This window comes from Vibrio paucivorans, assembly GCF_054053395.1.
In genome coordinates, this window is record NZ_CM133231.1 from 867104 (window position 1) to 881354 (window position 14251).

Annotated in this window: 15 protein-coding genes; 9 read left to right on the forward strand and 6 right to left on the reverse strand. The window is 42.3% G+C overall.

Annotation, left to right across the window (positions count from 1 at the left end):
- From ACXABW_RS19280 to ACXABW_RS19315, 8 genes are all read left to right on the forward strand, one after another.
- On the forward strand, positions 1 to 807 hold the full coding sequence (locus tag ACXABW_RS19280; RefSeq protein ID WP_457527099.1) for a glycine-rich domain-containing protein: 807 nt from the start codon (positions 1 to 3) through the stop codon (positions 805 to 807).
- On the forward strand, positions 804 to 1172 hold the full coding sequence (locus tag ACXABW_RS19285; RefSeq protein ID WP_457527101.1) for a hypothetical protein: 369 nt from the start codon (positions 804 to 806) through the stop codon (positions 1170 to 1172). Before ACXABW_RS19280 ends, ACXABW_RS19285 begins: the two co-directional genes overlap by 4 nt.
- 111 nt (positions 1173 to 1283) lie before the next feature.
- A complete protein-coding gene (locus tag ACXABW_RS19290) occupies positions 1284 to 1730 on the forward strand; it encodes a hypothetical protein (RefSeq protein WP_457527103.1) in 447 nt (148 codons plus the stop codon).
- Entirely contained in the window at positions 1723 to 3984 is a 2262-nt protein-coding gene (locus tag ACXABW_RS19295; RefSeq protein WP_457527105.1) for a transposase, read from the forward strand. Before ACXABW_RS19290 ends, ACXABW_RS19295 begins: the two co-directional genes overlap by 8 nt.
- A complete protein-coding gene (locus ACXABW_RS19300; protein WP_221073026.1) occupies positions 3984 to 5384 on the forward strand; it encodes an ATP-binding protein in 1401 nt (466 codons plus the stop codon). Before ACXABW_RS19295 ends, ACXABW_RS19300 begins: the two co-directional genes overlap by 1 nt.
- Complete coding sequence (locus ACXABW_RS19305; protein ID WP_394140365.1) at positions 5381 to 6268, forward strand: TniQ family protein; 888 nt, start codon at positions 5381 to 5383, stop codon at positions 6266 to 6268. The genes ACXABW_RS19300 and ACXABW_RS19305 overlap by 4 nt, the downstream gene beginning before the upstream one ends.
- A gap of 11 nt (positions 6269 to 6279) precedes the next feature.
- The gene (locus ACXABW_RS19310) at positions 6280 to 7725 is read left to right on the forward strand and encodes a TnsD family Tn7-like transposition protein (RefSeq protein ID WP_457527107.1); all 1446 of its coding nucleotides are present in this window, start codon (positions 6280 to 6282) and stop codon (positions 7723 to 7725) included.
- Positions 7726 to 7810: 85 nt separating this feature from the next.
- A complete protein-coding gene (locus ACXABW_RS19315) occupies positions 7811 to 8068 on the forward strand; it encodes a helix-turn-helix transcriptional regulator (protein WP_182039138.1) in 258 nt (85 codons plus the stop codon).
- Between the two features lie 375 nt (positions 8069 to 8443).
- Here ACXABW_RS19315 and ACXABW_RS19320 read toward each other — a convergent pair whose 3' ends face one another.
- Genes ACXABW_RS19320 through ACXABW_RS19330 form a run of 3 tightly spaced genes read right to left on the reverse strand, consistent with a single transcriptional unit; the run spans position 8444 to position 10695 of the window.
- On the reverse strand, positions 8444 to 8842 hold the full coding sequence (locus ACXABW_RS19320) for a hypothetical protein (RefSeq protein ID WP_457527110.1): 399 nt from the start codon (positions 8840 to 8842) through the stop codon (positions 8444 to 8446).
- 2 nt (positions 8843 to 8844) lie between these two features.
- A complete protein-coding gene (locus ACXABW_RS19325) occupies positions 8845 to 9672 on the reverse strand; it encodes a lipase family protein (protein ID WP_457527112.1) in 828 nt (275 codons plus the stop codon).
- Between the two features lie 39 nt (positions 9673 to 9711).
- Positions 9712 to 10695 carry an alkaline phosphatase D family protein gene (locus ACXABW_RS19330; protein ID WP_457527114.1) on the reverse strand — a complete coding sequence of 328 codons (984 nt, stop codon included), beginning with the start codon at positions 10693 to 10695 and terminating at the stop codon, positions 9712 to 9714.
- A 531-nt stretch (positions 10696 to 11226) separates the two neighbouring features.
- Between ACXABW_RS19330 and ACXABW_RS19335 the strand changes: the two genes are divergently transcribed.
- Positions 11227 to 11874: a hypothetical protein gene (locus ACXABW_RS19335; protein WP_457527116.1), complete on the forward strand. Its 648-nt coding sequence runs from the start codon at positions 11227 to 11229 to the stop codon at positions 11872 to 11874.
- 120 nt (positions 11875 to 11994) lie between these two features.
- On the opposite strand, the gene ACXABW_RS19340 is transcribed toward ACXABW_RS19335, so the two are convergent.
- The 3 genes from ACXABW_RS19340 to ACXABW_RS19350 all read right to left on the reverse strand — a co-directional run bounded on the left by ACXABW_RS19340 (position 11995) and on the right by ACXABW_RS19350 (position 14201).
- Entirely contained in the window at positions 11995 to 12603 is a 609-nt protein-coding gene (locus tag ACXABW_RS19340) for a class I SAM-dependent methyltransferase (protein WP_457527118.1), read from the reverse strand.
- A gap of 66 nt (positions 12604 to 12669) precedes the next feature.
- On the reverse strand, positions 12670 to 13746 hold the full coding sequence (locus ACXABW_RS19345) for a threonine aldolase family protein (RefSeq protein WP_457527120.1): 1077 nt from the start codon (positions 13744 to 13746) through the stop codon (positions 12670 to 12672).
- A gap of 104 nt (positions 13747 to 13850) precedes the next feature.
- Positions 13851 to 14201, reverse strand: a complete 351-nt coding sequence (locus ACXABW_RS19350) for a hypothetical protein (RefSeq protein ID WP_457527121.1) — start codon at positions 14199 to 14201, stop codon at positions 13851 to 13853.
- Between the last annotated feature and the right edge of the window lie 50 nt (positions 14202 to 14251).

A 14251-nucleotide genomic window follows, 5' to 3' on the forward strand; every position in this document is an offset into this window, starting at 1 on the left:
ATGCATCCCTTGCAAAATGGTACTCAAGTTGAAGTACCACCAGAGCTTAAACCAACAGAAGGTGATCCTGGTTACTTTGCAGAGACAGGTCAACCAAGTATTCCTGGAGCCGATTGGTTCAATGCTTGTATTAAAGAATTTCAAAATGCCCTTTCAGCAAAAGGAATCAAATTTGTCTCTGGTCAATTCGATCATTTTGAGAAGCTACTTGAATCAGTCTCATTTGACTTGAGTTTTAACATTGTAACTTTTACAGCTTCCGCAACTTACACTCCGTCACCTAATGTGTTAGCTGCCGAAGTTATCATTGTTGGTGGAGGTGGCGGAGGAGCTGGCTCCTCAGGTAATTCTAACGACGGCGGTGGAGCTGGCGGCGGCTGTGCCATCGTTTATCTATCAGAAAGTGATTTAAAGCCTACTTCTATCATTATTGGCGCAGGAGGCGCAGGAGGTTCAACTAGCTGGGGAGGAACTGCTGGTGATACCTCATTTGGTGATGTAACTGCAACTGGTGGACGCGGCGGGCCACCAAGTTCAGCTTCAGCAAATGGTGCTATTAATGGCGGCTCAGGAAACGGTGATATTAATATCCCAGGTCAAGGCGCTACCCATGGAAGCGATAGAGCGTCAGGCGCTGGAGGAAGCTCTTACCTATCCGGCGGGGCTCCAGTAGCAAGAAATGAAAATGGTCACAGTGGACAAGGTCCTGGAGCTGGAGGCTCTGGAGCTTCATCGTTATCTACAACCTCTCGGTCTGGCGGAGATGGCCATGACGGAATTGTTATCATTAAGGAGTATTTAAAATGATCAAAGCAGCATTAATTCGAGATGGTGCAGTCATAAATACTGCAAAATTCAGCGCAGAAACAGATTTCCCAGCTAACTGGAAAGCCTGCCCAGAAGGTGTCTCAAAAGAATGGCGATATCTTAACGATGAGTTTCTCCCTCCCAAAGACATACAAACGGAAATTGCTTTAGAGGAAGCTAGCTGGGTAAAGACGGAACTTGCTGTGGCTGATATTGAAATAAATAAACATCTAGATGGTTGTTCATCCACGACCTCTACAGAAGCTAACTGGCGAAACTATAGAAATGAATTACGAGCGTATACAACGAGCAATGATAATGATATTACAGTAGCGCGTACCGAGCGACCACAAAGACCCTCATAAACGCAACATCAAATAAAAAACAAGCCTACCGCAGGCTTGTTTTTTATTTTTGATTAATTTTCTTTTATTTTATCTCGCGCGCCACACGTCGCAATCGATGGAAGAAAAATCGTGTATGCCATCAAAGATGAGGATGCCTACTTAGCAAAAACAGAAACACAACGCCAAAACGAAGACAACAAACTAAAAATTGAAAAAGCGTTTTGGGAATCACAAGGTGTCTCATGGCATTTGATCAGAAGTAGTGAACTCAAAAATATCTTTACGCAAAACCTCGAGCAGTTGTTTTCTGCGTACACACTAGAGGCTCATTACCAATGCCTTATCCCAATCTGGTTAAAACACTTTGCAAAGGAGCTCGAACAGCAACAAACCGATCGACTCCATGAATTCCTAGAGCGCGTTGCTGAGCGCATTGGTGTGACTTTTTGTGATTCAATTCAAATTTTTCAGCACTGTGTTTGGCATCGAAAAATCCTAATGGACCTAAGTAACCAACTGATCCAATACGAAAAATCTGTTGAAGACTTAAAAATCAAGGTCGCTTTGCATGACTAGGGATTTTATTCAGCTTAACGATATCATCACACCAGTACACGGTGAGAATTCGCCTATTTCTGCGGCTCACATCGTTGTGTTTATTGATGCAACAACTAACCGATTGTTTGCAATGAACCTAAAAACAAAGAACAAGCCAGACTGGTTTTCATTCTCTGAAATCACCGAAGCATTGAAGGACCAACGTATTGCTTGCGGGGAGTTAAAGCTCCCTGATTACATGCTCTTGCCCGATCAATACATTCCAGAAAATCAACGCATCAAGCGAGATCAAAAACTTGCTGTGATCCGTCCGATCATTCAACAGTTAGAAACGTTCTTAGTTTCAAGAAGTTATGGGAAGCGATTGATTCAAAAGTGCTTTGAGGCGGCGCAAGAAGCCGGAATTAAATTGCACCGAACGCAACTATACAAATGGGTGTACACCTATTTAAGCGTAGGCTCAATTCCTAACGCTTTTCTGAGAAAGCCCGGCTCAGGACAATCACAAAATAAGGTCTATACAAAAAAGACAGGGCCACGTCGAAACGATGGGTCAGTGGGTCGAATGCGAACAGAACGTGATGAAAAACATATTCAAGCTATTGCTCGCACACACATTATGTGTGCAAACCCAAAAACGTATGAAGAAGCATATAGTGAATACAAAGACAAGTATGCAAGCGATCCGGTTGTTGACCATGAGACTGGGGAGATTGTTAGTTATAAGCACTATTCCCCCGAGCTTCGACTTTCTGAATTTCAATTTAAAGCTTATCTCGCCGATTTTCTTCGCGAAAATCGCGAAACGGTGATTGCAAAACAAGGCAAAACCGACAGCTTTAACAAAGACAAAAAAGGGTTAAAAGGTACTTTCGACAATTTTTATGCTCAAGGTCCTGGCCACGTTTACCAAATTGATGAAACGCCGCTATCAATCGAATTGGTCGATGAGTTTGATCCTCTGCGACAACGTCGTGTAGGACGCCCAACTTGTTACACTGTCGTTGACACATTTTCCAGAGCTTGGGTGGGCTTATTGATAACCTTTCAGAAGGCTTCAGCACACACTGCCCGAGAGGTACTTTTTACTGCATTCCGAAATAAGCAAAAGTTTTGTGAAGAAATTGGCGTAAAGCTTAATGAACCGTGGGATATCGAAGGAAAATGCCGAATGATCATGGTCGACAATGCAGAATTTAGAGCAGAGCTGGAGCGCTCATTTAGCAAAGATGCTCATATTGAGCAGATATATAACACAGAAGGTAACTCACAACAAAAAGGACTTGTAGAGCGCAAACACAAGACACTCGAAGACTTTCTGTTTGGGGTGGTTCCCGGCGTTTCAAAAACGAAAATTGCAGAACACTTGAAAAGAAAAGTTCGAAAAGATGCACTATTAAATATACGCGAGTTGTATCAGATATTGATTGATTTTATCACTCGATATAACAATCACTATCCATTAGAAACTCTGCCGATTAGCAAAGAAATGAGACGTGATGGTGTACGAAAAATCCCTATGGAAAAATTTGATTGGGGGCTTCGTAATCGCGGGGGGTTCCTAAGAGAAGTTGATGAGCGACAACTCTTTCTAGAACTATTAGAAGTTGGAGAAGTAACAGTTCATCCGAGTCATGTCTTTTTGCCAGGTAAGTACATTAAAAAGAGCGACAGCGGCAGCTCGGGTCGTGGACTACGATATACCTGCGGTTGGACTTTAAATAATGGGCTGCAAGAAAAAAATATTGGTAAGAGACCCCGCCTTTCTTGTCGCTTTATGCGCTACTCAATGAGCAAAATATACATCGAAACTTCTGATGGGCTTCAGCCAGCTTATTTAGACGAGAGCGACAGACTCTACGAACATATGAGCGACGAACAGATATCTAGTGCAAAAAAAGAGGAAGCTATAGAGATGCAAGCCCTGGCGGAGCAATATGCAGAAAAACAAAGCGCGACTCGCGTTAGTGCAAAGAATGCAGTCTCTACAGCGAAACATCAGCAAACTGAGATAACAATCAACGAAGCTAACACTCAAGACCTTAGCTTAAACAAAGAAGCTGGATTAAACGCAGAAATTGCTGTTTCCAAAGCTCTATTTGAAAACATGACGAAAGAAATATCACCGTCGACGGAAGAGGTATTCGAGCCGAAGGTTAGTGATACACCTTCATCAAAGAAAGAGTGTTCATCACAGGAAAGTAATGAACCGGATATTTCAGATATTTTTGCAGAAAAAATGGCTTCACAACTAAACAGAAGGAATCAATAGTGAGTGAGTTTAAAATTGCTGTGTACACTACTTCATTAAATTCAGATTTTGAGGGTAATCCTTTTATTGAGTGTTTACCTGCTAGAATGAACATCAACGATTTTTGGGATTCACTTGTTCTACCGGCTGTTGTACCAGACAATTTCAAAAATCTCGACGTGGAAACATTGGAGAACAAAGCTGCGAATATCATGAGCTCTGTCATGCCGACCTCTCTATATTATGATCTTTATTGCGACTTTTTAAATATCTTGAAGGAAGGATACAAAGAAAGAAACCCGTTAGATCCTGATACCATCAAGTGGCAAAACCAAGTTGCTACCGAAACTTTTATAAGAACAAGAACTACTGCGCCGTCAATAAAACTCACTGGCTATAGCGGCGTTGGTAAGACAACCGCACTTGAATCAATCCTGACGACTATTCCTCCAGTACTCGTTCACCTTGAAACCGGTCCAATGGATCAAAAAACACTTCAAATCGTTTACATAAAGATCAATATTCCCGGTGAAGCAGATGCAAAAACCATCTGTTCGCTTATCGCGAGAAACATCGACAAGGTTTTAAGTACCAACTACGAAGATCAGTATAAACCGCTGAATCGAAAAGATACTATTCAGAAGATTATTACGCTTTGCACAACTCTTCTGATTGGCGTCATCATCTTCGATGAAATACATAACATCTGTTTTTCAGCTCCCAATGAGCGAAAATTAATTTTCACACTTTTTGACGGGTTGACTCAAGATGCCCGTGTACCGACAGTTAAAATTGGGACAAGCAAAGCGAATCGTCTAGCCGAAAAGGAATTTACTAACGGGCGTCGACTGGGGATCCCGCACGATTGGAATAACTTCAAAGCGACCGATAAAGACTGGAAGATGCTATTGCAATATGCATGGAGTTATCAGTTAACTCCAGAATTTTGTGAACTCACCCCAGTTCTAGAAAAACAGATATACCAACTAACCCAAGGCATTCCACACTGTCTGTTTTTCTTGATTGAACAAGCAAATAAATACTGCCTTCGCCAAGGCATCCCTTGCTTTTCCCAACAAGTGTTAACCCGTGTGTTTGATAGTAAGTTCTCTATTATGAAGCCGGCTCTTGTTGCGCTGCGTCATGGAAAGTTAGATGCATTTGACGATCTGTTTGTCGGAGGCTTCACTCTTGCTAAAGATATTCAGAAGCTCGTCAAAAATGTTCTCAAAATAGCTGATCAACAAAAGCTAAAAGGATCAGCAGCTAAAGCAGTACTAGATCAAATTGAGCAATATCTACCAGATTATAAGCTAACGCAAAAAGAAGAGCGCACTGTAAAGCGTTTAGAAAAAGAATCTGAGATTGCTCCGAGCGAGTTTGGCATAGACGAGCACGGTTATGAGGTGGTGCCACAATGATGAGCCTGCTCACCAAGCCTCTAGAAACCGAGCATATCTACAGTTGGCATTTGCGTATGTATCAACGCTCTGGTTGCAGCAGCCTCAAGTACTATCAATACAATCTCGGTATTGATGAACGTTTTTTACATGCGAACACTGTCTTTCGTGCAAGCATGCAACCATTGACTCAGTTGCTCGCTGTTACCGGCGTTACAGATTTCCACAAACACACAAATGCGAACATTTGGCAACTTTCTGTGGGAGAACGATTTGATGACCTATTTCGAGAATGGAGCAAACTGGCGCACATGAACGAACAACTACTATTCGGGTTTGACACTAGTTGGCACAGCTGTCCAATTTGCAGAACAGAAGATCTAGAAGCTCATGGCACCACATACTGGCATGCACCTCATCAATTGCCAAGCATAGTGCGCTGTTACAAGCACGATTCGTTGCTTCAACGAGCAGAAGACCCGGTCAAGAACTTATATAACGGTACACTCCCTCACGATGTAGGCACCTGGAAGAGCTTAGTGACCAAAGTAGAGCATGATATTGAGCAATGGCAGCAATTTTTTCAAAAAGTACACGCGATGAGCATAGACCAACCGGACTTTGTATCCTCACTCAAATTGAGAATTACTACATTACTTGGATTGGGTATCGAGAATCGCGCTGCAAAAGCGGTGATTTGCAACAATCTAAATCCTGAGTTTGAATCAGACCTCGGTCCAGTACTACTGCGTCACTTGTACAGAGATTACACACGACCAACCAAGCGAGGAAACACTAATATTCTGCGTTCAATGTTCTCGAACCCAAATCCACCAAGCGGTCAGAGGAATCCTGTGTACTGGCTCTCAGTAGCGTATTGGATGCGAGCAGAGCTAGATATATAAATAGTTAACGTATGGAAGCCAACCTAATACCTAATCGTTTACCCGATGAAACTGCTTATAGTTTCTTGTGTCGACTTCATCTGAGAGCCGCTCATAACAGCTTCACAAAAGATACAATGTCATTAGTTAATGTGAATGCGTCACGTCCAGCAAATGAGTTCCCATCGTACGTTCCAGGCTTGTCTCGATTAATTGGGCTACCAGAGCTCGTCATCGTGAATCAAATGACGACATTTCAATATTACAAACCATTTTGCTCTGAAAACGCCAGATGCGTATTGCTAAACTCTCTCATCACTGGACACACCGCTTCATTGCAATCGCGGATTGGTAAAGTTGCAAGCCGATTACCTTCTAAACAACCGCTCATCAGCTGCCCGCTTTGTGTTGCGTACGACACCGAAAAATACGGCACTCCATACTGGCATGTAACTCATCAGCTTGCCGGTCTAAGTGTGTGCCCAATTCATAAATGCTATCTTCACAAACAGCCGCATAGCTCTAAGCGAATTGTGCTGCCTGCCATTCACAAGCCGGTCGAATTAGTAAATAGCACCGACGAAATCGGATTTAGCAAACTAATTCAGAATGAGCTCAATTACTGCCCAACAAATATCGACTTATCTACAATTCATAACTGCTACCAAAAGCAACTCGACGCCCATGGTCTATTAACGGCGCACAGCCGCATAAAACAAAGATTGTTACGCTGTCTACTTATCAACAACTTGAAAGCTATTCACATAAACGAAAAGATAGAAGCTTACTTTAAATCACAAATTGAAAAGCATCAGTACCCTGAGTGCTTGTTCTACAACATTGATGGGGTTCATCAACCGCTCAAACACTTATTGCTCATTTATGCTCTTTTCGACAGCTGGTCAAACTTCTTAGACTGTCTTGAAGCAAATAATGAAGTGCTTCCCCCTAAAAACATTGAGATTCCAGACCCGCGCGTTCCAGCGACGATTAATTGGAAGTTGGCGCTTGCAGAACTTAAGTCCGGCTCGAGTATGCGAGCAGTAGCTGCGTCATTTGGAACAACTGTAAGCACATTGAAAATAAAAGCTGCGCAGCAAAATATCAAAGTGGACACCAGGCCATCGAAGCTCTTTAAGGATGCAGAAGAACAAATACTTGATCGGCTCCGCAAGGGCAATAAAACGCAAAGCATCGCGGCGGATTTTGGCCTTTCAGTGGGAGCAATAGAAAAAGTGCTTTCCAAGCATCCAGAGTTAAAAGATATTCGCAAGAAGATCTGGTTTGCCGAAACAAGAAATTTACGTTGTACAGAGATACTCGATTACTTAGCTCATCATCCGAACACTACACGAAATGAAATTAAACTCGCTCTTAATGGCGCGTACATGTGGCTTTATCGTCATGAACAAGATTGGCTATACGAAACCCTACCTTCTGAGATACCAAGAAAGCAGCGATACAACCATAATCATTAGTTAATCAAGTATCTTTTACCTTATATGGCTAACATTTACGTTAAAGAAGATAAGTTAGCTATATAGCTAACAGTTGGAGTGGAATATGAGTACACGTTACGAGATTGGCAAGCAAGTAAAACAGAGCAGAAAAGCCAAGAGATTAACCCAACTTCAACTTGCAAAAATTACGCGCATTAACAAAACCACCATTTCAGAGATTGAAAATGGTCGATTTACAGGATCATTCGACATTTTTGAGCGACTACTCGATTCAGTTGATCTACAGTTTTCAGTAACACCCAAGACTCATTCCTTACCGGATTGGGATGACATTGAGGATCTCTTCAAAGAAGACGATTGATGCGCATTTTCATGCAAGCAGATCACCCGATAATCTATACAAGGTGATCTAAACAAAAACTGGAAACAAAAAAATTGGGACCCACAATCTAAGTATCGAAACAGGGCTTATAGGCTCCAAGTGATAGAATAATCGAGAATGGCGCTAGAGATCGACAACCATATCTACCTCAGGATAAGAGGTATCAATGCCTGCCATACTATTTTGTAGTAAATTTAAATGCGTTTTAAGCTCAAGTTTTTCTATTAAAACTTGGGCTAGATGTCAAGTTTGTCTAGTTTTTGAATGCTTTAGTACATAGTATGCTCCAATAACAAGGCGAACCATCAGGTTCGCCTTTTTTCGGTGTGCGATTCTCTAATCAAGTTTAACGAGTTAGTTCATTAAAATTACAGTTATCAGCACTACAACCGAGCAAATAATTGTCGAGTAGATTGCAATAGCCGCTATAGGCATTTTGGCATGTTCAAACGTACCTCGCGCAAACGTCCAATTCTCTAACCTTGTGTAGAGTTGATCAGATACCTTATAAACTCGGTAGCTGGCGTACGTGAACAAAATCCAATTTATCCAAATAAACGCGATAGACGCAAATTTTATATTTTCATGAAGGAAAATGAACTCTCTCGCCGACTCCGATGTCAGCAACCACCCTACTCCAACTAACCAAAACCCCATCGTCGAGTATGCACTCGTGTTGTAATTGGCTTGATACCGTTCAAGTGCAGCGATTAAGATTTTCAACCTATCACTATCGTCAAATTTAGCTTCCATCTCTAACCTCTTACGCTAGACAGGTCTTTGATTAGGCGAGGGATGTAACTCTCTGAATCGGCATTCAATCTATGGTTATCAGCCACATCAAGTCTATTCGAGGTGTTAGCTATAAAGACTTTCAGTGCTTCAATGCGTTGGGTAAACCAAGACTCAGATGACGTTTCTTTCGCCATTTCTGACAAAATAATCCTTTGCCCCGAATGGCTATAAAATGGTTCTGGGGGGACATGGAGTACAACATCACCAACATTAACCACTCGGTAGTGCGGTCCAGCCACTCTTGAGTTTAACTTGTCAGCAAAAGCGCCGTTGCCCGGTCTCGGGCTTGCATAGGTATATATACCATACACGCTATAATCGTTTTCAATCAGCATACCTGCAAATAAAGAACACAGTGCGCCTCCTAAGCTATGCCCTGTTATCCATATCTTTTTATGTGACAATTCGGGCTTATCTATCAACTTTGTTAAGCCAATAACAGCTGGAAATAAAGCGTCCTGAAAGCCCTCATGAACTTTTGTATCATCCATTGGGCCTGCATCATAAACTGCCTGAAAGTTGGTGAACCAATCTTCCAGTGACTCACTGCCTCTAAACACTATGATTACATTATCATCGTCCGACATGACAAAGCACTGTGTATCTATATCTGGCTTTTTGACGAGATTTATATAGCCATCCAACCTATAATTCCAACTCCTCACTACTTGCGAAATTTTTTCTTCTTTTTCGTAGGCTAAATGACAAACGAGAGCCAAAGAAAGTGAGTTTCCTTCGTCATACTCTGTCGTGCTTGTAACATTTTCAAACCTATCAAAATATTCCATACTCAAAGCCCCTGAATGTGTTCGCTTCTTACTAGGTGCTTAAACCAACTTAAAGCTTTTAGTTTTCGTCCCAACGAGTTCATCATTACTGTATTTCGCTTTGCACAGAACCAACTCAACGTTACTTTCATCAAACTTTATAACCCCCCAGTTATGGCGATCGTCTAATGCCCAAGGCAATCCAAGATAATTGATAGAAATACCCGATGAAATAAGCTCATGACACGGGCGCTTTCTTTTTTTAGGGGGGTAATAGCGATTTTTGTGTATATCTCCTGCAACCCAAAATACGTTGCTACTACAGCTTTCTACTGCATCGAAAAACTCTTCGAACTCTTCTTCATATTCTGAAAAATTTTCTGATCCAGCCGTCATTGTTAGACCAGCACAGATAAAAGTATGAGGAAGGTCATGTTCAAGAACATCAAACAAGAACTGCTTCTGTTCCTCGCCTAGCAGTGATTTTCCATGTGAAGGGCTGTGCACTGTATTTGGCCCATGATATTGAGGAGAGATTCTTTGAGAATAACTACGTACATCAAGGATGATAAATCTTGCAACTGGTGCCTCATGTGGCAAATCAACATAACGATATATCGGGGTACCGTCATCTGGTTCGTCTAGCACCCATTTTTTAAAAAGTCTTGTCGATGCATTTTTTTTATCATCTGGAACTTCACTCCCTTTAGCGTCATTCCACGCAAAATCATGGTCGTCCCAAGTCGCCAACATACCGCCTTTTGCTTTCATTTCATCAATCAAATTCTTAAAGTGCGGAACTGAAAACTGGGCGTGATATTTACTCTCCATTTTCTGCTCAAACTCACTACAAGAAAGGTGTTCTGGCGATCCGACCGGCTCATCACCCAAAAGACCGTAATCCATGTATATATTGTCACCTAACAACAATAAATAATCGGGGTCCTGAGCATGTATCTCTTTCCACTCGGGTTGTTTATCTGCTAATGGCACATCAGGAAACGCTTCTAAACGGCAGCAAGAAGCGAAAGCAACTTTATACATAATTTTACTCTATCTCATTCATCATTAGAGTTCGAAGCACACTGTTCTAAAACGGGTCAATATAACCAACGCATCAAACATCACCCAATCGGATGGAACCTTTAAACTCACCTCCATCAGGTTAGGATCTTTTAGCTATTTTTCCACTTGTACCACTCATTTCCCTGCTTAAAAGTATGAACAAATAGTAAGGTCAGGCCTTGATTATTGCTTTCAATATTCTCGGAGTTAACGCAGGCTAAGCCGCGCTTATTCATTATTTTCTCATTACCCTTGTTATTCGCTAGCGCTCACGCTTGTGCACAAAGAGAGCAACACGTCATAGAGGTAGTAATGGATGTAGGCGAGGAGAAAACTTGCTCAAACCACCTCCAACTCACGGGACAACCCGTCCTCTGCACATAACAGATATTACCCACTTGCATAGTAGACATGCCAATATTCAATTTCTCACTTTCGTATTAAACGGCTAGAGTACACACTCTTATACAAGGACGTTGTTTGCACTTAACTTTTCACTTCGAGGTTTTCATGCTCAAACGCAAACTTATCCTTCTTTCCTTTGTTTTCAGTATGCTTTCGGGTTGTACGTTAACACCAGATCAGTCCGTTAGCCTAACCAGCACCAATAGCGCACTTCTTGCCCCACAAGCCAATATTTCTGGGAAACAAAATGCCATCTTAGTCGTGAGCCCAAATGGTATCGAAGCCGCCAGAAAACTAGAAAATGAAGTTTCCGCTTTGCTTCCGTTTAGTGTCAATAGCTTTACCGATAAAGCCTACCTCACAGGGTTTGATAAAGAGTTGGTTGCAAACATTAAAAGCCGTAACGACAATTTGATCCTCATTGTTGCGGGCGCTGCCAATGAAAGTAAAAACCTAGGAACAGATTGCTATGGCGATGGCATGGGTGGTGTTTCATGCTATGACGTAACGGACAATAGCTCGACTGCCCACATTAATGTAAAAGTGGGGAGTAAAGATGAAATGACCTATATGGGTAAGTTCTCATTTTTTGATAAACAAGAGCACAGAACATATACGATGAGTCTGGCAGAATACATTGCTAACACAATTGTATTGGACATGGAAAAGAAAGGCGTATTTGATGGCTCATTTGCCGTGAATCCCGATACTCTTACAATCGAAGTTGGCGAAGAGCCTAAGTACACGAAATAAAGTACACGAAGTAATCACGCTTCACACTATCCTGTACAATGTCTACGTTTTTAACACAAAGGGCACAGCAAGAGTATTGCGTGTCCTTTGTATCTTACTTATCTCTTCTTTTCTTTTAGCTCACTTTCTCATTACAATCGTAAAATCGTCGTCGGCGTAGCCATCAATCAATTCCACGCTTTCACACAGTGTTTTACAGTACAAATAGACACCCTGCTTATTGTAGCCAGTGACAAGGTTTTGTTTAGGGAAAGTGGCGGAATCAAGTAGATTGAAGATAACAGCCTCACCTGCCATGTTATACATGTGGGCTACCATGCTTGTGAGGTATTCAGAGTCGCGGCTTTTGTAGTTTAATGATCCACAGGCAACCACAACATCCACGTTGTCATGAGAAAACTTACTAAGATCGGCGCAAACAAAACGACAAATATCCAGCTTGTCGCTTAACCTTTGTTTTGCTGATTTTAAGAACTGCCTTTGCTGCTCCACACCGGTATATTTGGCTAACTGATCCCGCTCGGATAGGAAATCGAAAAGCTCACCGTAGCCGCACCCGAGATCAACAACATGCTTGCCATTAAAATCAGCGGCACCTCGAATGACATCAAATCGTACCTGCTGGGCGTGTTCACTAGACCAGCCTTGAATCTTAGTTAAGTTACCAGACCACGTTTTAATGCGGTTACGGTGGTATAGATAGACTTTAAACCGATCAAATAGATGCACGGTTACACCCTAACGAATTATTGAGAAACACAAGCTAAGGGGGAGTATTGCGAAGCGCTTCCACCCCTACTTAAAACCGTGAAGCAGCTCAGTGAAAAACGACCTTAGCTCATCGTCCTCAATGTCCAACAAATTGTCTCCCACATACCACTCAATCACTGATTGATTCGGATGCGCAGTTACTTGTGGGTTGCCCAGCCAAATACCTTTTTCCGTCGCAAAGGTGCGCTGCAGTTCCAACGCTTCTTCATGGCTAAACGGAAGAATCAGGTGCAACATATTGGATTGGGGCTTGGTTGGATTAACCGCCAGTTCTGGAAACTCGCTAATTAAGTCGTAAATCTGATTTGTGCGCTCAAAGAGCTTAGGCAGCCTCGCGAGCTTTTCATCAAACTGCATCGCAGCAGATACAATGTAAGGCGTACGATGATAAAGGTTTCCGCCTTGGCGTTTCATCCAAACCGAGGCGAGCTCAATAAACGCTTTCGAACCCAACAGCATGGAACCACCCAGGCCATTAATCCCCTTATAAAGCGAAACGTAAGTGGTATCAAAACCCTTTGCGATTTGGCTGTATTCTTTCTGATAATAAGCTGCAGCTTCCCATAAACGTGCGCCATCCATGTGAAGATGGATACCCTTTTCAGAGCAGTAATTCTTTATTTGTTCCAGTTCATCCCATGAAGGCAGCTGCCCGCCGATTTCACGCATCGGCAACTCGTACAGAACGGCTGCGATTTCATCAGGCCAGGCTTTTAGATCATTGAGTTTCCATGTTTGAAATGCGTTCCCTATTGGCAAAATATTGAAGCGGTTTTGAAGTTGGTAGCCTTGTCTTTCGTGAACATAAATGTGGCTCGATGGGTGCATGGCAACAACGGGATTACGCTTTTGTTTAGTCACTAACTCCAGCACCGTAGGTTGCGTCATCGTACCGGAGACAACAAAAAGGCCGGCTTCATATCCCAGTAAGTCGGCCACTTTTTGTTCGAAAGCTTGGATGGTTTCGCCCTCACCATAAACATCATGACTAACGTCATTGTCTTCACACCACTGCGCCATTTTTTTGAAGTGCTCCGCTGGAGAATCTTCTTTGTTGCCAGGTAGATGTGTGTGACATAGCTGTTTTAGATGAGCGCTCATAATTCCGTCCTTAGATTCAAAGTCTCCACAATGTAGCGTGTTAGAAAAGATGCGTAAACCGTGATATTACCGCTAATTGGTGACCTTGGTGCGAAGAGTAAGAGCTATGTTCTCGAACCCGCAAAAATACCGAAACTGAGTACATTGAGTGTGTCGGTCACGCTTTCTATCGCTCCCAAGACTTGCCTAGTCGGCTCGTTTTCTAGAAGTACACGGCCATCGATACTTTTTGGTTTTGGTTCTTGCTCAACCAGCTTCTGCTCAACGACTTCTTGTTGAGCCGCGTCTTGCTCTGTCATTTCTTGCTCAGTCACTTTTTCTTCAACAACTTCTTCTTCAAGCGTTTGCGGTGCTTGGCTAATCACTTCTTCGGGCTCAGACACTGCGCTCGTTGAAGAACAACCAATTAAAGAAGCCGCTAGACCAAATAAAGCAAAAGAATATCTGTACATCATTAGAAACCAGAAAATATAAAACACCGTTCGATTTTATACTACATTCCATC